Origin of the sequence: Paenibacillus thermotolerans (assembly GCF_028745515.1) — a bacterium.
GTDB classification, from domain to species: domain Bacteria; phylum Bacillota; class Bacilli; order Paenibacillales; family YIM-B00363; genus Paenibacillus_AE; species Paenibacillus_AE thermotolerans.
In genome coordinates this window covers 20816-40175 of sequence record NZ_JAQZSG010000014.1, presented here as the reverse complement: position 1 = coordinate 40175, position 19360 = coordinate 20816, and the positions used below count along the sequence as shown (strand labels likewise).

Sequence of the window (19360 nt, the reverse complement as noted above, 5' to 3'; positions counted from 1 at the left end):
CGGAAGGGGGCATGGACATGTCGGACAACGAACGGGAGAAGGCGATGGAGGCGATTCGCAGAAAGCTTGCGCTGCTTCCCGACAAGCCCGGTTGTTATTTAATGAAAAATAAAGAAGGCACGATCATTTATATAGGCAAGGCGAAGGTGCTGAAAAACCGGGTGCGCTCCTATTTTACCGGGAGCCACACGGCAAAGACGCAGCGTCTTGTCATGGACATATACGATTTCGAATATATCGTTACGACCAGCAACATGGAGGCGCTGCTGCTCGAATGCAACCTGATCAAGCAGCACAGTCCGAAGTATAACGTGCTGCTGAAGGACGATAAGACGTTCCCTTACATTAAAATCACGAACGAGGAGCATCCCCGGCTTGAAGTGACGCGCCGCGTTCTGCGCGACAAGGCGAAATATTTCGGGCCGTACCCGAACGCCTTTGCCGCCCAGCAGACGAAGAAGCTGCTCGACCGGCTGTATCCGCTGCGCAAGTGCCGTACGCTCCCGGATAAGGTATGCTTGTACTACCATATCGGACAGTGTCTTGCGCCATGCGAATATCCGGTGGAGAAGGCCGAGTACGAGCGGATGATCGGCGAAATCACGCGTTTCTTGAGCGGCGGTCAAGAGGAGATAAAGGCCGAGCTGCAGGAAAAAATGACCGCGGCAGCCGAGGAGCTCAACTTCGAACGGGCCAAGGAGTACCGCGATATGATTGCGGCCATCGACGATATGATGGTGAAGCAAACGGTATCCTCGGCCGGAAGCGTCGACCGGGATGTTTTCGGGTACGCTACGGACAAGGGCTGGATGTGCGTGCAAATTATGTACATCCGCCAAGGCAAGCTGATCGAGCGGCGCGCGTCGGCGTTTCCTTATTACGGGGACGAGTACGATGATTTTCTTTCGTACGTGACGCAGTATTACAGCGACAATCCGGCGCTGCCGAAAGAAATATTGCTTCCCGCCCATCCGGCGGAAAGCGGCGCCGAGGCGGCTTCTTCAGTGACGGGGGGACCGGCCGGCGCGGAGGATGCGGGGGCGGCGGATACGGTGGATGCTACCGCGGCGGCGGACACGGTGCAAGCTGAATCGGTTCATGGCGAGAACGAATCCGCCGGCGTAAAGACGATGCTAGAAACGTGGCTTAAGACGAAGGTGCATATTCCGCAGCGAGGCGACAAGCGGAAGATGGTCGCGATGGCGTGCGACAACGCGCGGGTATCGCTGGAGGAAAAATTCCGGTTGATCGAGCGGGACGAGGAGCGTTCGGTGAAAGCGGTCGAAGGGCTCGCACAGTGGCTCGGCGTCGACGCGATTCATCGGATCGAAGCGTTCGATAACTCGAACATTCAAGGAACGAATCCGGTGTCGGCAATGGTCGTCTTTATTGACGGCAAGCCGGAGCGGAAAGAATACCGGAAGTATAAAATCAAGACGGTGGAAGGGCCGGACGACTACGCGACGATGCGGGAGGTCATTCGCCGTCGGTACGAGCGCGTGCTTCGGGAAGGGCTGCCGCTGCCGGATCTTATTGTGGTGGACGGCGGCAAGGGGCAAATTTCCGTTGCGGTGGACGTACTTGAGAACGAGCTTGGCTTGTTCGTTCCCGTGTGCGGGCTCGTGAAGGACGCCAAGCACAAAACGGCGCAGCTGATGGTCGGCGATCCGCCCGAGCCGGTGCCGATGCGACGGGACAGCCAGGAGTTTTATTTGCTGCAGCGCATCCAGGAGGAGGTGCACCGGTTTGCGATCACGTTCCACCGGGAGCGCCGCTCCAAGTCGTCGCTGGAATCGGTGCTGGATGGCATTCCGGGCATCGGCGAGAAGCGGAAAAAGGCGCTGCTGAAGCATTTCGGCAGCGTGAAGCGGATGCGCGAGGCGACCGTTGAGGACTTCCGGCCGCTCGGGCTGGGCGAAAAAATCGTCAAGCAGCTGCTGGAGGCGCTCGGCGGACCCGGCGATGCGGATGAAGCCGCGGCGGCCGGTTCGGCCGAGGATGCGGATGAAGCTGCGGCGGTCGAAGATGCAACCACGGTGTGACGGAATACATGCGGATTTAGACCGGAAGCTCAGCTGACGGCCGGGCTCAAGAGCCCGGCCGATTTTTATCCTCACCGTTAGCCCCGAAAGCTAACGGAACCAAATGTCCGCTAAAACCGGCTAGTTTACATAATTCGGCACTTTAGCGGAACACCTTGTCCGCTAACCGGCCGCATTCACTCGATTTTCCCACTTTCTCGCCGATTAGCGGACATCTCGTTCCGTTAAATCGCGGAAATTCCTCGATTACCTCAAATTAGCGGACATCCCGTTCCGTTAACCCGCGGAAAATCCTCATGACCGCAAGTTGGCGGAAGTCCCGTGCTGCTAATTCGGTGAGATTGCCCATTCGCCGCGACTAACGGACATCTCGTTCCGCTGAAACCGCCGAACTCGCCAGGGCATTCCACATAACTAGCTACATGCCTAAGAAAAGCTCCTGCTTTTCCGCGCAGAGCTCATACGCATGAACTCTCTCCGTACCTCTGGCAGGACGGAATACTCCCCGATCCAGCAGCGCTTTCAGCCATCGCCGTGCCGTTCTGTCGCTAACGCCGGCCATCGCACATACATCACCGGCCGTAATCGGCCTTTGCAGACGTATCGCGAGACGAATTACCGCCTTCTCCTTTTCCGTATAGTTCGCAACCGGACTAATCCCCGCCCACTTGCCGGCTAACTGAAGCAGGATTTGCTGGCAAAGCTTCGGATTATCGTTGACCGTATCATACGAAAGCCTGATTACCTTCCAACCTTCCAGTTGCAGATACGAAGCGCGAAGATGCCCGTCCTCAAATACGCGTCTGTTTTTCGTATGCGGAGTAAACCCTTCGACTTCGAGATTGACCCACAGCGGAGGAATGATCCAGGCATAATCTAAATATCTGTACCCGCCGCGAATATCGATGACCTCGTATTCCGCATGAAGGTGATTAAAGTTGCGAAACGCCGGCCACCAGACGTTCTGAAGCAACAGCGTTTCGGCATGTCTGTCCACCTCGGTCAGCCTTCTCCTTCTTTCGCCCGTACTGCCTGCAATCTGCTCCTTCATAAACTTCTCGTAAGCGATATCAAATTCGGACTTCATATCGGCCATCCTCCCGAAAAAATAATAAACGCCGCCCGATCCGCTGCTTGGCAGCGGTCGAACGGCGTGTGCTTCACGCGTATCGTATAAAGCTTTCAATATTTCAAGTATATAGGAAGAGCTATCGTTTGGCTAGATATGGTATAAATAAAAGGGAGCAGGTGAGCTGCGAAGGAGAGAATGACAAAAAGAAAATGAACGACCAAAGGAGAGAGGGCCATATGATTAAAGCGCTGCTGTTCGATTTCGACGGCATTATTTTGGACACGGAAACGATAGAATATAAGGCGTTTCAGGAAGTGAGCCGAGACTATCAAATAGAGATGACGCTGGAGCAATGGGGACAATGGGCCGGAATGGTCGGCGTCCGCCGGAAGGCGGCCGACTATGTGGCGGAGCGGGCGAAAGACGCGTTCGACGCAGAAAGCTTCCAGCGACGATTCATAGAATGCTACGACAAGCTCGCGTCTCAGCTGACCGTCTTTCCCGGCATCATTGAAATTATTGAGGAGGCAAGACAATCCGGGCTGAAAATCGCGCTCGCGACAAGCTCAAACTTCGAATGGTCCGGCGGCTTTCTGAAAAAGTACGGTCTGCTTCCTTATTTCGACCTGATCCAGACAAGGGACAACGTTACGCATGTGAAGCCGCATCCGGAAATTTATCAGGCGGCGCTGCGCGGGCTAGGCATTGAGCCGCATGAGGCGATCGCGTTCGAAGATTCGCCGGTCGGCTCCAAAGCGGCAAAGGCCGCAGGGGTTTACTGCATCGTCGTTCCCAGCACGGTCACGAAGCATTACTCGTTCGAGCATGCCGATGCGGTCGTTCCTACGCTAGGGGGCAGAACGCTGCAAGAGCTGATCCGGATGGTCGATAAAGGGGCGGCAGCTGTTTAATCTACAATTGGAGGAGGAACAACAATGAATTTTTCAGTCATGACGTTTAATTTGCGGTTCAACAATCCGAATGACGGGGCAAACGCTTGGCCGAACCGCAGCCATCAAGTCATTTCGCTCATCCAACGGTATAATCCGTACGTACTTGGAACCCAGGAAGGACTGCTTCCCATGCTGCTGGAGCTGGAAGCCGGTTTGCCGGACTATGCCTGGATCGGCGAAGGTAGAGACGGCGGCGATAAGGGCGAGTACAACGCCCTATTTTATAAGTCAAGCGAGCTGAAGCTGCTTGAGCACGGCCAGTTTTGGCTGTCGGAGCAGCCGGACCGGCCGGGCATCCTCAGCTGGGGCAGCGCTTGCCCGAGAATATGCGTTTGGGCGCATTTCGAAAGCAAGACCGATCCGAATAAGCGGTTCAAGGCGTTTAACACTCACCTCGATCATATCAGCGGTCAGGCGCAGGAGGAAGGCATGAAGGTCGTGCTTCGAGCAATGGAAGAGCATTACCGCGCGGAGCCGATCCCTATGTTTCTGATGGGAGACTTCAACTCGAATCCGGACGATCCGGCATTGCGGTTGCTGCGCAAGCAAGGCGCAAGCGCGAAGCCGGAGCTGATCGACGGCTTCGAAGCCGCACAAACGCCCCCGGGACGGACGTGGCATGATTTCCGCGGGGGCGAGCAGGGCGAGCCGATCGATTATATTTTTGTATCGAAAGAAGTGAATCTTCACGCAACAACCGTGATCCGCGATTCCGAAGAGGGCCGTTATCCGTCCGACCATTACCCGATCGCCGCTTCGGTCTCACTGTAAAGGAACGGCTATCGGCCTGCGCCGTTTATGAAAGGCGTTCACCGCATAGGCGATGACGATCGGCAGCGCGAAATAAGCGGCAAACAGTCCCCAAGCGGCGGCGGACGGCTGATTCGCGGTAATCGAAATGCCCATCCAGATCGTATCGGCGACGGCGTGGGCGAAAATGGCGGCCATTATGCCGTGCTTTAAAAATACGTAGCTGAACAGCAGCCCGATCAACGTAACCTCTACAAAGCGCGTGTAGTAAGGGTAGATCGGATACTGCACATGCATCAGCGCCCAAATCATGCTGCTGACGAGGACGGCGGGCGCCGTAAACCGGAATATGGCCTTCAGCGCCGGAATGCCGAACAATCGGTACACGCCTTCCTCGGATATCGCAGCGCACCAGGCAAGCAGCGGCATCAAGAGCGGATAAAGCAAATTTAAAGGAGAAGTCGACGAATCGATCGTATACCATGTGCCGAAGCTTTTTTCCGCACCTAAATAGATGAGCGACTGCAAGCCGAGAAAGCCGAATGCGAAAGCGTAGCCCTTCCACATGGAGCCGACGATATGCCCGCCGTAGCCCGAATCCGAATCCGCGGGCCAAACGTGCAAGCCGCGCCGTCTGCACATCGCCTCTCCGGCAATAAAGCAGAAATATAAACCGGCCGCGGACAGCAGAATGAATCCGTTGACTACAATGAGCCCCGACAAAATGCCGATTTGATTGATCAACGATTGATTTTCCGCATCTTCCGCTCCCGCCCCCGCGCCTACGCCTGCGCCTGGCAAAAAATCGCCCCCGTCGCCGATCCCCAGCACCATAGCCTTGATTCCGGGGTACATATTGATATTGTTGAGGCAATACAGCAAAGCGAACAGTACGGACATAACGATCCCGCGTCTCCACGAGACGGACTTATTGAGCCGGATCGCGTAGATAAAGGCGGCGATTTGCAGCGCGATGCTAAGCCCTTGGCCGATCAGTCCGAGAACGGCGGAGATCCGGTCCTGCCGAATGATTAGCCGGTCGTAGCTTTCCGGCGTTTCCCACCGGCTTTGCACCGAGCGTACGCCGCGCGAATCGGCCTGAACCGTCACTTGAACGGCGGCGTCCTTTAGCTCCGGAATGTGCAAATCGTACACGGCTTCGCCTGTTTCCTCGTCTGCGGAAACGAGCTCGGCAGCCGCCGACAGCCCTTCTGCGGCAAGCAGCTTATTCGATGCTTCAATGAGCTCCCGCTCCGAGACCGGTTCTCCCTCCGCGCTCAAGCTCCATTCAACGGCTTTGCCCGTGTACGGATTAACGTCTACGGTATGCCGAACTTCCGTGCTCGGCTCCGCGACCTCAACGCGGTACAATTCCAAAGGAAGTCCGGACTTATAATTTTCCGATACCGGATCGACCGCCTTTTCCCGATACAAATAGCCGAAAGCGTCTCTTTCGACCGCATACACGCCGAACGCTCTCAGCTCGCCGCTTTCCGGGAGCCGTTCTTTGACGAATTGCAAAGCGGCTTGCTCTGCGCCGCGCCGGTCGACGCGGTGCGACACCGCCTCAGGATCTTCGCCCTTCAGCATCGGACTGTAGCTATAAATGAAGAAAAGTATCAGTCCCGCAGCCGCAAACAATAGGAGTGGAATATGACGTCGTAGTGGATTGGGCACTGCATTCGCTCCTTTTTCGTTAATCGCTTTTCTTCGGTATGTATCTTTGTACCTTTTTTAACCTACCATAATTTTAAGGATTGAGCGAGCGACACGAATTCGCTCACCGCAGGCGCCAGAGGGCCGTGTTTGGAATAAATGAGCGACGTCGTTCGGGTCGTATTGGTCAGCTCCGGCACGTTGACGGCGCGAACCGCGTTGTTTTGCAGCAGGTTGTTCCGCAAATACGATTTAGGCAGCAGCGTCGTAAGATTGCAGGTGGACACAAGCCGGACGATGACCTCGAACGAATCGATCTCCATCTTGACGTCGGGAACGATCCGATACTGGTGAAGCAGCTCGTCGGTCAACACTCGGTACCAGGAGCCTTGCGAAAACAAAATCATCGGCAGACCGTCCAGGTCGCTGATCGAAACGTCGGGCTTCTCCGCCAGCGGATGGTATTCGGGAAGGAGCAGCGTCAAATGGTCGTCAAACAACGGGACGCAGACGGTATCGGGATGATCGACGTTCGACGCCACCAAGCCGACGTCGCACCGTTTTTCTTTGACCAGCGTTACAATTTCGTGCGTTTTCCCCGTAAAAGCTTGAATATCGACGTTCGGCGCATGCCGGGTAAAGGCGGCGAGCAGCTCGGGGAGCGTCGATTGCAGCGTCGTCAAGGAGGCGCCGACGGTCAGCCTCCCGCGATTGGCGGAATTGAATTCCGCGATCGTCTGCAAAAACCGTCCCTGCAGCTTTCGCATCTGAACGGCGAACTCATAGCTGATCTGCCCTACGCGGGTAAGCTCCAGCCGCTTCCCCCGCCGATGGAACAGCTGCACGCCGAGCTGCTCCTCCAGCAGCGAAATTTTTCGCGACAACGCTGGCTGGCTTATATTTAACGTCCGGGAAGCCCGGTTCAAGCTTTCTTGCTCGACGACGGTCGCAAAAACGGTCAGCAAATCCAGCATACAATCATCCCCTAATAACAATCTGTTATTATACATTATAATAAAACGGCACTTCCATTATAAGGCCAACGAGAGTATTATGAAATGTGGATAAAAAGTGTCCAATTATTGACGGGCATGCCACGGGGGAGTAGAATTTAGAACGTTAAAAGGTTAACGGGGCAAAGGTTATTATTTCTCAGGGAGGAACGCAAAGTCATGAAAGGAAATTCGTATTTGCACCGGAAGCTTCACTCTTTACTGGGGGTACTTCCGTTGGGCGGTTTCTTTGTCGAGCATTTGCTGACAAACTATTCCGCTTATCAAGGCGGGCCGGAACGGTTCCTGGAGCATGTGCACTGGATTCACAGCCTTCCGCTCGTATTTTTCCTGGAGCTGTTTCTAATTTGGCTGCCGCTGCTGTACCACGGCGTATACGGCCTGTACGTAGCGTACCAGTCGCGTAACAATGTGAGCAATCACGGCTATTTCCGCAACTGGATGTTCATGCTTCAGCGCGTGACGGGCGTCATTACGTTCGTATTCGTCGTATGGCACGTCTGGAACACGCGTGTCCAAATCGCGCTCGGCTCCGTAGAGCAGGACGCGATCGGAACGCAAATGCACTCGATCGTAACGAATCCGGTCATTTTCGGAATTTATATCGTTTGCATCATCGCGGCCGTATTCCATTTTTCCAACGGACTTTGGTCGTTCCTGGTTTCCTGGGGCATTGTCGTCGGTCCGCGCGCACAGCGCGTCACTACTTATGTAACAATGGGTCTTTTCGTCGTCATGAGCATTATGTTTATTTTGTCCTTGACCGCGTTCTTGGACGATTCCTTCGCTGCGGCTGCTTCGGAGACGGCTTCCGCCGTAATCGGGGCCGCTTCGGTCTAATAACGGATTTAGGAGTGAACGAAAGTTGGCTAACAACAAAATTATCATTGTCGGCGGCGGTTTGGCCGGCCTAATGGCAACGATTAAAGCCGCGGAAGCGGGTATGCACGTTGACTTGTTCTCGTTGGTGCCTGTAAAGCGTTCCCACTCCGTGTGCGCGCAAGGCGGCATTAACGGCGCCGTCAACACGAAGGGCGAGGGCGATTCGCCTTGGGAGCATTTCGACGATACGATTTACGGCGGGGACTTCCTTGCGAACCAGCCGCCTGTTAAAGCGATGTGCGAAGCGGCTCCGGGCATTATTCACCTGATGGACCGGATGGGCGTTATGTTCAGCCGTACTTCGGAAGGCTTGCTCGATTTCCGCCGGTTCGGCGGGACGCAATACCACCGTACCGCTTTCGCGGGCGCAACGACCGGCCAGCAGCTGCTGTACGCGCTTGACGAGCAAGTGCGCCGCTGGGAAGTGGCGGGCCTGGTGCAGAAGTACGAGCATTGGGAATTCCTCGGCGTCGTGCTTGACGACGAAGGCGTTTGCCGCGGCGTTTCCGCACAAAACCTCCGCTCCATGGAAATCCAAACGTTCAAAGGGGATGCCGTTATTTTGGCTTCCGGCGGCCCCGGCATTATTTTCGGAAAAACGACGAACTCCGTTATCAACACAGGCACCGCGGCGAGCGCCGTATATCAGCAAGGCGTTCATTACGCGAACGGCGAGTTTATTCAAATTCACCCGACGGCGATTCCGGGCGACGACAAGCTGCGCCTCATGTCCGAATCGGCCCGCGGCGAAGGCGGCCGTATCTGGACGTATAAGGACGGCAAGCCGTGGTACTTCCTTGAAGAGAAATACCCGGCGTATGGAAACCTCGTTCCCCGCGACATCGCGACACGGGAAATTTTTTCCGTTTGCGTCGATCAGAAGCTCGGCATCAACGGCGAAAACATGGTATACCTCGATTTGTCGCATAAAGATCCTAAAGAGCTTGACGTGAAGCTCGGCGGCATCATCGAAATTTATGAAAAGTTTATGGGCGACGACCCGCGGAAAATTCCGATGAAAATTTTCCCGGCGGTTCACTACTCGATGGGCGGCATGTGGGTCGACTACAACCAAATGACGAACATTCCGGGTCTGTTTGCGGCCGGCGAGTGCGAATACCAATACCACGGCGCGAACCGCCTCGGCGCGAATTCGCTTCTTTCCGCGATTTTCGGCGGCATGATGGCCGGTCCGAAGGCGGTCGAATATATTAAGGGCTTGAAGAAATCCGCGAACGACGTGGACGAGAAGCACTTCAACGCAGAACAGAAGCGTCAGCAGGAGAAATACGATTCGATTCTGAAGATGGACGGCACCGAAAACGCATATGTTCTGCATAAAGAGCTCGGCGAGCTTATGGTCGATAATATGACGGTCGTCCGCTTCAACAAGAAGCTGCAAGAGACGGACAACAAAATTCAAGAGCTTATGCAGCGTTACAAAAACATCAACATTAACGATACGGCAAAGTGGAGCAACCAAGGCGTAGCTTTCACGCGTCAATTGTGGAACATGTTCGAGCTTGCCCGCGTCATGACGATCGGCGCGCTGATGCGCAACGAGAGCCGCGGTGCGCATTACAAGCCGGAGTTCCCGGAGCGGGACGACGAAAACTACCTAAAGACGACGATCGCGAAGTATACGAACAACGGTCCAGAAATCTCATACGAGGACGTAGATATTTCGCTGATTAAGCCTCGGAAGCGCGACTATACGACGGATAAGAAGAAATAAGGAGGTGCGTGAACATGACAACAACCGTTTCGGAAGGCAAAAAAACAGTCAAGTTTATCGTCACCCGGCAGGACACGCCGGATTCCAAACCGTACACCGAAGAGTTTGAGATTCCGTACCGACCGAACATGAACGTGATCAGCGCGCTCATGGAAGTGCAGCGTAATCCGGTGAATGCGAAGGGCGAAAAGACGTCCCCGGTGTGCTGGGAATCGAACTGTCTGGAGGAAGTGTGCGGCGCTTGCTCCATGGTCATTAACGGGAAGCCGCGGCAAGCATGCTCGGCGCTCGTAGACAAGCTGGAGCAGCCGGTACGCCTCGCTCCGATGAAGACGTTCCCGGTGGAGCGCGACTTGATCGTCGACCGCAGCCGGATGTTCAACGCGCTCAAGCGCGTGAAGGCATGGATTCCGATCGACGGAACGTACGATCTCGGACCGGGACCGCGCATGGCGGAGACGAAGCGTCAATGGGCGTACGAGCTTTCGAAGTGCATGACGTGCGGCGTCTGCCTGGAGGCTTGCCCGAACGTGAACGACCGTTCTGACTTCATCGGTCCTCAGCCGATCTCTCAAGTGCGCTTGTTCAACGCTCACCCGACGGGCGAGATGAACAAGGACGAGCGTCTGGAGGCGTTGATGGGACCTGGCGGCATCGAAGGCTGCGGCAACTCGCAAAACTGCGTGCAGTCGTGTCCGAAGGGCATCCCGCTAACGACGTCCATCGCTGCGATCAACCGAGACACGACGAAGCTGCTGTTCAAACAATGGCTCGGGCAATAATAACATGACGAAGGCCTTAGTCCTCTTATGGACTAAGGCCTTTATTTTTGTAAGGAAGCGATCATTTTACCCAAAATCATGAGTACATTATAGCATGCCGGTTTTTCACCTGGGCGCTTCGGGCCGCTCCTCCTGCTGGCTTCGCAAAAATTCCCGTCCGTATTCGCCGTGCGGGTGTACGATCGCATTTTCCATCTGGATCGTCGAATGGGTGATGCCGTAATTTTTGTCGAGCGTTTCGGTAATCGCCAATATGATGCAGTGCGGCTGAATCGAATCGTTCACGAAAACGTGAGCCGTAAGCGAGTAATGGTCCGTAGAGATCGCCCAAAGATGCAGCTCGTGTACGTCCTCTACCCCTTCGACGTTGCCGATATCCGCGCGGATTTGCTCCAGATCGAATTTCTTGGGCACGGATTCCATAAGAATGTAATAGGACTCGCGAATAATGCGGGCCCCTCCGACGAAAATAATGCCCCCGATCACGAGCGAGATCAGCGGGTCGAACCAAGTTTGCCCCGACCACCATATAAGAAGCGACGACAGGATGACGCCGATCGAGCTGATCAGGTCGCCGATAAAATGCCACAGGGCGCTTTGCACGTTCAAGTTTTCTTCCTCGTGCATGCTGCGTGAGAGAACGAACGTCAACACGATGTTAACGATTAAGCCCATGACCGCTACGGTCAGCATGATGGGCAGGTCTATCGGCTCGGGATTTAGGAACCGCCTGACGCTCTCCCAAAAAATGCCGATGGAGATGGCGCATAGCGCAAGCCCGTTAATGAATGAGGCGATGATTTCAAACCGCAGGTAGCCGAAGGTATACCGTTCGTTCGGCTGGCGCGTGGCCAAATAGATGGCGGTCATGCTCAGACCGAGTGCGAAGACGTCCGAAATCATGTGGGCGGAATCGGACAATAAAGCGAGCGAGCCGGATACGATCCCCCCGATAATTTCCGCGATGGTAAAAAAACCGGTCAAAATGAGCGTAATCCACAACGATTTTTTGGACGCGTTTTGTTCTTTAACATGACGCAAATGATGATAATCGTACAAGTCGGCACCTTCTTCATCGGATTGTTCATTCCAATTATTATAACGCACTTTATAATTTGTAACAATTATTAAATTATAATAATAATAAATAATGTCATGAAGAGAAAGAGGTAGAACAAGCATGGAGCCGCAGCAGCTGCTCGGCATCTTGAAAGCCATGACAGGCGGGACCGGCGTATTGATTGCGCTCGCTTATATGGCAAGCTTGGCCCATACGAACCGATTTGCCTCCGCGCCCTCCGGAATGAAGCAGCGTCTGTTTGCCGCTATATCGGTTTGTGCCGGATGGCTCGGCATGTGGCTCACGGGAAGCGGCCCGCTCTCAACCGATTTGCGCTTCGCTCCGCTCGCCCTTGTTCCGCTGCTGTTTTCGAATCCTCATCTCGGCATCCGGATCGGCTTCGGCATCGGGCTCGGGGCTCTAGTCTACGGTTGGAACGCGGAAACGGCCGCCGCCGTTATCCGGATGACCTTGCTGGGCGCCGCCGCTTCCGCGCTGACGTTGTGGCTGAGGCGGAAACGATGGAGCTACGGTAAGAAGGCATCGATCGCCGGCGGCGTATTATTGTCCGTATTCGCGGCAGTGCCTGTCGTCATACAAGAGGTGACCGTGTACGATCTGCTGGTGTCGCTGCCGCTTTGCGCGGCGGGTTCGATGGCGCTGTCGCTTGCGATTTACATAATGAAAGGCGAATACGTCCGCCGTATTGCGCTGCTGGAGGAAGCGAACACCGACCATCTGACGAAGCTGTACAATGTTCGTTATTTTCGGCAATATTTCGAAGCTTTACTGCAAAATCCGCAAGTCGCGAAGGCGTCGGTGGTGTTCGTCGACATCGATCGTTTCAAGAGCATTAACGACACGTACGGCCACGCTTTCGGCGACGAGGTGCTCAAAGCGGTTGCCGCCGTCTTAAAGCAGGAGCTCCGAAGCAAAGATTTCGTCGCCAGGTACGGCGGCGAGGAGTTTGTTCTTGTATTGCCGGGTACAGGGCAGCATGAAGCGGCCGGCGCAGCCGACCGGCTCCGAAGAAAGATTGAGGCGTCGAACATTGCCGCAGAGGGGCGGACGGTCGCTGTGACGGTGTCGGCAGGGGTTGCGAGCTTTCCGGAGGTTTCGAAGGAAGCGCTGCTCCCATGCGCGGATCAGGCGCTCTATGCGGCGAAACGGAACGGGAGAAACCGGGTGGAGGTGTGGATGGAGGAGACGGAAGAGAAAAAAGTATAAGGCACCGCGATTTTGATCGAAGAATCGTATAATGCGGTGAAAGCAACGCAGGATCGTTTGAAGCATTCTGTAGGTAATGAGTCTGTCGTAGAAAAAAGCATTCATTTGTCATCAAATTGAAATGTTCGTGTTATGAGAGGCTAATATAGATCAGGTAATATAATTGGCAAGACCCCCTTTTTGAATATAGATACGATTTGGACCTGACGCCGAGGCGTTCAGGTCCGCTTTTTTTACCCATATGGCTATAAATCCACAAACACCCGGTCGCGCTTGCGGAAGAAGCACCAGCGCGTAAAGCCGATCTCCTTCAGACGCTTGCGGACCAGCTCCCACTCGTCCCCGACGCGGTCGAGCGTGTGCGCGTCAGAGCCGAACGTAACCGATACGTTATAATGGAGGGCAAGCTCCAAAATCGAGTCCGAAGGATACCAGCCGCCGACCTCTTTCGTTTTGCCCGACGTGTTGATTTCGATCGCCATATCGCATTCGCCGATCACTTTGAGCGTGTCCTCGACCGCATCGGTTTGAAGATCGGAGAAGGCCGGATAATTCGCCTTCATGGCGTCGATATGTCCGAGAATATCGAACATTCCGCTCTTCGCGGATTCGGCGATTTGTTCGAAGTACGTCTCCTTGGCGGCGATCTGCTCCCGCTCGTCCAGGTTGTTCCAGCGCCGCTTGTTGAAGATGGAGACGCCCCCGCTTTGGTGAACGGAGCCGATTATATAATCGAACGGATACTTGGCGTAAATACGCTTGTAACGGTCCAGATGCTCCGGGAAAAAGTCGGACTCTACACCGAGCAGCACCTCGATGCGATCCTTGTATTTTTCCTTCAGCCTGAGCACTTCTTCGATATAGAACGGAAACTCTCCCGCAGCCATCGCGATGTTCGGAAACGGATGATCGTCCGGATGGCCGAAAAATGGGGAGTGGTCGGAAATGCCGATGACGGACAGCCCCTTGTCGATCGCAGAGAGAATGTAATCTTCAATGCTGCCCTTGGCGTGCCCGCACCGCTCGTGATGCGTATGCAAATCGAATTTCATCGGACGAAAGCTCCTCCCCTGACAATTTTTATGCCGAATAAATTTTTAGAAATCGGGCTGAATGTGCTTCATAGATGACTCTTCCCGATTTCGGAACGGGCTCTTCCTCTAAACGCGGTCTGGCTACTTATTCTGTCCCCAAAAACTGCGTTTCAGGCATGCCCTTCAAATCGCTCAGGAACTGCTTCATCGCCGAGTTCAAGTAGCGGCCGGATTTCACCATAACGCCGACGGGATGGGTCGTACCGAGCTCGTCGACCTGAATCATCTTGAGCGTTCCGAGTCTCAGCTCGTTCGCCATTGACATCTTAGACACGATGGCAGCGCCTAAATTCAGCTCGGCCATCCGCTTCACTTCCTCGCTGCTGGACAGCTCCATAACGACTTGAGGCACGATGCGGTGCTTCTCCAGCACGGAATCGACGTACCGCCTGCCGGCCGTTTCCCTGGAAAGCATGATGATCGGCAAGTCCTGCAAAGCGGCGATAGGAAGCCGTTTTTTCCCGGAAAGCTCGTGATCGGGCGCGACAACCAGCTCGAAGGAGTCGTAGTAAAGCACCGAGGTTACCAAGTTAGGCGTCTTATCGTTCAAATAGCCGATGCCGATATCGATCGTGCCGTTCTCTACACTGGCCATAATTTGCGAGGAGGTCATCGAATGAATCGTCGTCTTAATAAGCGGAAATTGGTTGTTGAAATAGGAGAGCACCCGCGGAAGAATTTGCATGGCGATGGAGGTCGTCGTGCCTAGGCGGATGTGGCCTTGCGGCGTCGCGGTCATATCCGCGAGCTTCAGCTTCAGCTCCTCGACAATAGCCAGGATGCGTTCGGCGTGCTCCAAAAACAGTTCGCCTTGATCCGTCAAGGTAACCGGTTGATTACGATCGACGAGAAGGGTCCCGAATTCGTCCTCCAGGCTTTTAATTTGCGCCGAGACAGCCGGCTGCGTCAAATTCAGAAGCTCGCCCGCCTTCCGGAAGCTCATCGTCTTCGAGATGGTAAGCAGCGTTTCCAATTGGTTTAAGTTCATAGCATCTTCCCCTTCCGTACGAACTCATTATAGGATAAAAAAAACTTAATAAAAAGTGGAAGCCCAAATGAAGCGGTTTCATGTACAATGGTGATAGCAATCAATCCGAGAAAAATGCGATCGAACGACGGAGGAGAACCAATGGACCGAAAACAAGTGCGTGCTTGGATTATGTATGACTGGGCGAATTCCGCCTATATGACGACTATGATGGCCGCGGTGCTGCCGATTTTTTTCGTAAGCGTGCCCGGTGCGGCGGTTGGGGAGGACATGGCGCTGTCGTACTGGGCGTACACACAATCCGCGGCAATGCTAATACTGGTGCTGATCTCCCCGATTCTCGGGGCGGTAGCCGACGTCTCTCGCTCGAAGGTGAAGCTGCTGGGCTTATTTATGGGCGCCGGCGTGCTGTCGACGCTGCTTTATGCATTGGTGGGCGAAGGCGACCTGACGTTGGCCGTTATTCTTACGCTGGTCGGCGTCGTCGGCGTCAGCGGGTCGCTGACGTTCTATGACGCGCTGCTCGGCGATATCGTCCCGAGCGACAAGCGGGACCGCGTGTCGGCCCAAGGCTACGCGTACGGCTACTTGGGGGGAGGCTTGCTGCTGGCGATCAATCTGCTCATGATTCAAAAGCCGGCGCTGTTCGGTTTATCCAACACGACCGACGGAACCCGTCTCGCGTTCGTTTCGGTCGGTTTATGGTGGCTGCTGTTTTCGATTCCGCTCCTGCGCACGGTTAAAGAGAAAGGGGCGGAGAAGGCGGCGAGCACGGGCAAAGCGGTGCGCGAAGCGTTCGCCAGGCTGCAGGATACGTTCCGCAATGTCCGACATTACCCGGAGCTTCTGAAATATTTGGCCGCCTTCTGGTTTTTCAGCGACGGGATCGGCACCATTATCAAAATGGCCACCGTTTACGGAGCCGCCATCGGAATCGGCACGTCGGATTTAATATTGGCGCTGCTGATCACCCAGTTCGTCGGCTTGCCGTTCTCGCTGCTTTTCGGCAAGCTTGCGGAAAAGTTCGGCGCGAAATCGTCGCTGTACGGGGCGCTCGCCGTGTACGTAGTTATTACGGTTCTAGGCTATTTCATGACGACCGCTTGGCAGTTTTATGCGCTGGCCTGCTTGGTCGGCGTCGTGCAGGGCGGAAGCCAGTCGCTGGCTCGATCGATCTACATCCGCTTGATTCCGGCCGGAAGGTCCGCCGAATATTTCGGCTTTATGAGCATTTGGAGCAAGTTCGCGGGCATCGTCGGACCGGCCGTATTCGGATTCGTAAACCAGCTGACCGGGGAAGGGCGGTTCGGGATTCTCGCGCTGATCGTGTTTTTCGTGGCGGGCATCGCGCTGCTGAAGACGGTCAATATTCCCAAAGGGGAGCGGGAGGCGGCAGGAGCCGCCATTCCGGGCGGGCCTGGCTCAGGCACCGTTTCGCTTTAAGCCTCGCACGCCAGGCCGGTTTCATAAGACAGATCGCCGAGCGCGAGGCGAAATTCGTCCCAGGCCGCCGACATGCGGTCCGGATGCTCGTTTGCGGCGCGAAGCCAATCGACCGCCGCCTTGAGCACGCGCTCGCCGTCGTCGAACGAGCGGTTCCACACGTCCCAGAACGATTCGCGGGACGTGTTTTCTTTTGCGGCGGGAGGCCGCCATTCGTCCCGGCGTTCGTTCGCGGCGTCGGCAGGATTCGTCCGCCGTCCCGGCACGAACGGCTCGATCGCCCCGCCGGTCAGGATGCGCTTCACGCCGTACGGGTCGTGAAATATGCGGTTTGCGGCCAGCATATCGCGATAGCTTTCGTTCCACAAGTCGTCGGAAACACGGCCGGCGTACTCGGGATACGTCTTAAGCAGCGCTTTTGTCAGCGCCGATGCGACCTCCGGATCAAGCGCGGCACCGCTGTAAAGATAAGGAGCTACGGGCGTAAACCGGGTTTGAATTCCTCTTTCCCGCTCCGCAACCAGCGTGTCGAGCGCGACCTCGAGCCGTTGATGGTCGCGGGAACGGGAGCCCTCCCGCGCAAAGACGAACGGATGGGCTTGCCGGTCGAGAACATGATGCGCCAGAAAACCGAGCGTGTATACGGTTTTCGGGTGGTGAAGCGGCAAACCCGCGCAATCCTCAAGCAAACTGCCGAGAAATAAGCCGCACCGTTTCTTGTGCATGACGGAGCCGAGCTTGCCGGCGAAAGCCGCTTGTTGTTTCATCCACGGATAGAAGCGATGGTAGAACAGCAGGTCCGGTCCTTGGCAGCCGAAGCGGAACAACGCCGCCTCGCGGGGGGACTTCAGCACCGGCTCCGCAATTTGCAGCCGCTTAAGAACTTCTTCGCCCCAAATAAAATGCGTCCATATATTCGGCAAATCTATCAACTCCTATACTGAAAACCTATACTGAAATCCAAAAGTCGGTTATAATACGATAAAGAATTATGAAATCTATGTCTTTTTGCCTACATCGGAGGTATTATACGAATGAACACCGAATACATCAACCCTTTTCTGGAGTCAGCAAGAATCGTCATAGAACAGGTGGCGGGCGTAAAGCCGTCGGCCGGGGAACTTGGGGTTAAAGAAATTATTCAGCATGACGGATATATATGGATCCATGTCGGCATGACGGGCCAAATGGCCGGAGACGTCATGTTCGGGCTTCATGAACACGTCGCGATCAAAATGGTTTCGGCCATGATGGGCGGATACGTGCTCGAAGAGCTGGGAGAAATGGGACACAGCGCGATCTCCGAGCTCGGCAATATGATCAGCGGCAATGCCAGCACGATGCTTTACGACCAAGGAGTCAAGGTCGACATTACGCCGCCGAAAATTATTCAAGCGTCCGAATCGTTCGCTTTAAAGGCGAAGAAGGCGCTGTCCATCCCGCTTTCGATGGACGGCATCGGCGATTTAGACATTCAAGTGCTTATCGCGTAAAATACATATAAGTTGAAGCGATTGCCTCTTATGCGGCCGATTCGATCGGACGCGTCGGAGGTTTTCTTGTACATAAGAGGAGATAACGAGCATGAACGCATTGCACGGCAAAATCGTCGCGATCACGGGCGCCTCCAGCGGCATCGGCGCCGCTGCGGCGCGGCGCTTCGCAGAAGAAGGCGCGACGGTCATCGTTACGGCCCGCACGCTGGAAAAGCTGGAGCGGCTGGCCGAGCCGTATTCTGGCACCATGTTTGCATACCGGCTCGATGTAACGGACGAAAGCGATGTGCGCAGCGTCTTCGAGAACATCGTCCGAGCGCACGGCCCGATCGACGTTCTCGTCAATAATGCAGGCTTCGGACTGTTTGAGACGGCTGAGCGCACGGATCTGGCCGAATTTACGGACATGATGAACGTAAACTATTTCGGCACCGTCCGCTGCACGAAGGCGGTTCTGCCGGGAATGCTCGCCAGAGGCTCCGGGCACATTGTAAATGTAGCGTCGGTGGCCGGCTTCATCAGTACGGCAAAGTCGTCCGGGTATTCGGCCACGAAGCATGCCGTCATCGGCTTTACCGACGCGCTTCGCCAAGAGCTTCACGGGAGCGGCATACTTGTGACGAGCGTGAACCCGGGTCCGGTGGACACGCCGTTCTTCGACCGGGCCGACCCTCAGGGAGGGTACAAGGGCAGCATCGGAAAGCTGATGGTTTCCCCAGAGAAAATCGCCGAAGCCGTCGTCGCCGCGGTCGTCCGCAAGCGGCCGCAAATGTTCGTGCCCGCGTATATGGGATGGGGAGCGGCGCTTGCCAGACTCATTCCCGCCGGTTTGTTTACTCGGTTGGCGGTTCGTTTTTTAAATCGGAAGTAGACGCAGGCCCCGAGACGGATTGTCTGTGTTGTCTTCCTTTGTCCCGAATTTCTTCGAAGAGCTCTCGGACGGCGGTTTTTTCCGCCGGATGGGCGGCGTTCCAATGGTTCGTGAGGGCGGGCATCGTTTTGTGAATATGGTTGAACAGCGCCCAATACCGAACCTTCTCTACTGTTTCCTCAGAGGCGTCGCCGAGCAGCAGCTCGGCGTATTTCTCGGCCAGAGCGTTGAAGGCTTTACGAAAATCGTCATTGATGTTCATACGAATGAACCTGCCTTTCGTTGTCTGGGCGGAA

General features: G+C 55.2%; 18 protein-coding genes. 10 read left to right on the top strand and 8 right to left on the bottom strand.

Going from position 1 to position 19360, the window contains the following annotated elements:
• Positions 1-11: 11 nt before the first annotated feature.
• Positions 12-2042 (top strand): excinuclease ABC subunit UvrC, encoded by a 2031-nt coding sequence (gene uvrC / locus PT964_RS13410; protein ID WP_425262721.1) that lies wholly within the window; start codon positions 12-14, stop codon positions 2040-2042.
• Between the two features lie 418 nt (positions 2043-2460).
• Here uvrC and PT964_RS13405 read toward each other — a convergent pair whose 3' ends face one another.
• A complete protein-coding gene (locus PT964_RS13405; RefSeq protein WP_274363865.1) occupies positions 2461-3129 on the bottom strand; it encodes a DNA-binding response regulator in 669 nt (222 codons plus the stop codon).
• Between the two features lie 221 nt (positions 3130-3350).
• Here PT964_RS13405 and PT964_RS13400 point away from each other — a divergent pair, with 221 nt between their 5' ends.
• A complete protein-coding gene (locus PT964_RS13400; RefSeq protein ID WP_274363864.1) occupies positions 3351-4025 on the top strand; it encodes an HAD family hydrolase in 675 nt (224 codons plus the stop codon).
• A 24-nt stretch (positions 4026-4049) separates the two neighbouring features.
• Positions 4050-4838 carry an endonuclease/exonuclease/phosphatase family protein gene (locus PT964_RS13395; RefSeq protein ID WP_274363863.1) on the top strand — a complete coding sequence of 263 codons (789 nt, stop codon included), beginning with the start codon at positions 4050-4052 and terminating at the stop codon, positions 4836-4838.
• On the opposite strand, the gene PT964_RS13390 is transcribed toward PT964_RS13395, so the two are convergent.
• The gene (locus PT964_RS13390) at positions 4830-6494 is read right to left on the bottom strand and encodes a CPBP family intramembrane glutamic endopeptidase (RefSeq protein ID WP_274363862.1); all 1665 of its coding nucleotides are present in this window, start codon (positions 6492-6494) and stop codon (positions 4830-4832) included. The genes PT964_RS13395 and PT964_RS13390 overlap by 9 nt on opposite strands.
• 62 nt (positions 6495-6556) lie before the next feature.
• Positions 6557-7447 (bottom strand): LysR family transcriptional regulator, encoded by an 891-nt coding sequence (locus PT964_RS13385; protein ID WP_337995030.1) that lies wholly within the window; start codon positions 7445-7447, stop codon positions 6557-6559.
• Positions 7448-7645: 198 nt separating this feature from the next.
• On the opposite strand from PT964_RS13385, the gene PT964_RS13380 reads away from it, so the two are divergent.
• Genes PT964_RS13380 through sdhB form a run of 3 tightly spaced genes read left to right on the top strand, consistent with a single transcriptional unit; the run spans position 7646 to position 10885 of the window.
• On the top strand, positions 7646-8326 hold the full coding sequence (locus tag PT964_RS13380) for a succinate dehydrogenase cytochrome b558 subunit (protein ID WP_274363861.1): 681 nt from the start codon (positions 7646-7648) through the stop codon (positions 8324-8326).
• 25 nt (positions 8327-8351) lie between these two features.
• The gene (gene sdhA / locus PT964_RS13375; protein WP_274363860.1) at positions 8352-10103 is read left to right on the top strand and encodes a succinate dehydrogenase flavoprotein subunit; all 1752 of its coding nucleotides are present in this window, start codon (positions 8352-8354) and stop codon (positions 10101-10103) included.
• A gap of 14 nt (positions 10104-10117) precedes the next feature.
• Positions 10118-10885 carry a succinate dehydrogenase iron-sulfur subunit gene (gene sdhB, locus PT964_RS13370; protein WP_274363859.1) on the top strand — a complete coding sequence of 256 codons (768 nt, stop codon included), beginning with the start codon at positions 10118-10120 and terminating at the stop codon, positions 10883-10885.
• 105 nt (positions 10886-10990) lie between these two features.
• Here sdhB and PT964_RS13365 read toward each other — a convergent pair whose 3' ends face one another.
• Complete coding sequence (locus PT964_RS13365; protein WP_274363858.1) at positions 10991-11944, bottom strand: cation diffusion facilitator family transporter; 954 nt, start codon at positions 11942-11944, stop codon at positions 10991-10993.
• Positions 11945-12065: 121 nt separating this feature from the next.
• Between PT964_RS13365 and PT964_RS13360 the strand changes: the two genes are divergently transcribed.
• Positions 12066-13172, top strand: coding sequence for a GGDEF domain-containing protein (locus tag PT964_RS13360; RefSeq protein WP_274363857.1), 1107 nt, complete (start codon positions 12066-12068; stop codon positions 13170-13172).
• 245 nt (positions 13173-13417) lie between these two features.
• Here the strand turns inward: PT964_RS13360 and PT964_RS13355 are convergent, their stop codons facing one another.
• On the bottom strand, positions 13418-14224 hold the full coding sequence (locus PT964_RS13355; RefSeq protein WP_274363856.1) for a histidinol-phosphatase: 807 nt from the start codon (positions 14222-14224) through the stop codon (positions 13418-13420).
• A 127-nt stretch (positions 14225-14351) separates the two neighbouring features.
• Complete coding sequence (locus PT964_RS13350) at positions 14352-15254, bottom strand: LysR family transcriptional regulator (RefSeq protein WP_274363855.1); 903 nt, start codon at positions 15252-15254, stop codon at positions 14352-14354.
• Between the two features lie 141 nt (positions 15255-15395).
• Here PT964_RS13350 and PT964_RS13345 point away from each other — a divergent pair, with 141 nt between their 5' ends.
• Positions 15396-16697 (top strand): MFS transporter, encoded by a 1302-nt coding sequence (locus tag PT964_RS13345; protein ID WP_274363854.1) that lies wholly within the window; start codon positions 15396-15398, stop codon positions 16695-16697.
• Here the strand turns inward: PT964_RS13345 and PT964_RS13340 are convergent.
• Positions 16694-17620 carry a zinc dependent phospholipase C family protein gene (locus PT964_RS13340; RefSeq protein ID WP_274363853.1) on the bottom strand — a complete coding sequence of 309 codons (927 nt, stop codon included), beginning with the start codon at positions 17618-17620 and terminating at the stop codon, positions 16694-16696. The two genes, PT964_RS13345 and PT964_RS13340, sit on opposite strands and share 4 nt — an antisense overlap.
• Before the next feature lie 111 nt (positions 17621-17731).
• On the opposite strand from PT964_RS13340, the gene PT964_RS13335 reads away from it, so the two are divergent.
• Together PT964_RS13335 and PT964_RS13330 are read left to right on the top strand one after the other, a co-directional pair.
• A complete protein-coding gene (locus tag PT964_RS13335; RefSeq protein WP_274363852.1) occupies positions 17732-18190 on the top strand; it encodes a chemotaxis protein CheX in 459 nt (152 codons plus the stop codon).
• A 91-nt stretch (positions 18191-18281) separates the two neighbouring features.
• A complete protein-coding gene (locus tag PT964_RS13330; RefSeq protein ID WP_274363851.1) occupies positions 18282-19064 on the top strand; it encodes an SDR family NAD(P)-dependent oxidoreductase in 783 nt (260 codons plus the stop codon).
• On the opposite strand, the gene PT964_RS13325 is transcribed toward PT964_RS13330, so the two are convergent.
• Complete coding sequence (locus PT964_RS13325) at positions 19027-19326, bottom strand: DUF2573 family protein (RefSeq protein ID WP_274363850.1); 300 nt, start codon at positions 19324-19326, stop codon at positions 19027-19029. The two genes, PT964_RS13330 and PT964_RS13325, sit on opposite strands and share 38 nt — an antisense overlap.
• Between the last annotated feature and the right edge of the window lie 34 nt (positions 19327-19360).

Excerpts from the sequence above, each read along its gene's own strand:
- PT964_RS13395 (WP_274363863.1), top strand. The coding sequence starts at position 4,050 with ATGAATTTTTCAGTCATGACGTTTAATTTGCGGTTCAACAATCCGAAT.
- PT964_RS13400 (WP_274363864.1), top strand. The coding sequence starts at position 3,351 with ATGATTAAAGCGCTGCTGTTCGATTTCGACGGCATTATTTTGGACACG.
- PT964_RS13325 (WP_274363850.1), bottom strand. The coding sequence starts at position 19,326 with ATGAACATCAATGACGATTTTCGTAAAGCCTTCAACGCTCTGGCCGAG.
- PT964_RS13350 (WP_274363855.1), bottom strand. The coding sequence starts at position 15,254 with ATGAACTTAAACCAATTGGAAACGCTGCTTACCATCTCGAAGACGATG.
- PT964_RS13335 (WP_274363852.1), top strand. The coding sequence starts at position 17,732 with ATGAACACCGAATACATCAACCCTTTTCTGGAGTCAGCAAGAATCGTC.
- PT964_RS13360 (WP_274363857.1), top strand. The coding sequence starts at position 12,066 with ATGGAGCCGCAGCAGCTGCTCGGCATCTTGAAAGCCATGACAGGCGGG.
- PT964_RS13355 (WP_274363856.1), bottom strand. The coding sequence starts at position 14,224 with ATGAAATTCGATTTGCATACGCATCACGAGCGGTGCGGGCACGCCAAG.
- uvrC (WP_425262721.1), top strand. The coding sequence starts at position 12 with ATGGACATGTCGGACAACGAACGGGAGAAGGCGATGGAGGCGATTCGC.
- PT964_RS13380 (WP_274363861.1), top strand. The coding sequence starts at position 7,646 with ATGAAAGGAAATTCGTATTTGCACCGGAAGCTTCACTCTTTACTGGGG.
- sdhB (WP_274363859.1), top strand. The coding sequence starts at position 10,118 with ATGACAACAACCGTTTCGGAAGGCAAAAAAACAGTCAAGTTTATCGTC.
- PT964_RS13330 (WP_274363851.1), top strand. The coding sequence starts at position 18,282 with ATGAACGCATTGCACGGCAAAATCGTCGCGATCACGGGCGCCTCCAGC.
- PT964_RS13385 (WP_337995030.1), bottom strand. The coding sequence starts at position 7,447 with ATGCTGGATTTGCTGACCGTTTTTGCGACCGTCGTCGAGCAAGAAAGC.
- PT964_RS13405 (WP_274363865.1), bottom strand. The coding sequence starts at position 3,129 with ATGAAGTCCGAATTTGATATCGCTTACGAGAAGTTTATGAAGGAGCAG.
- PT964_RS13345 (WP_274363854.1), top strand. The coding sequence starts at position 15,396 with ATGGACCGAAAACAAGTGCGTGCTTGGATTATGTATGACTGGGCGAAT.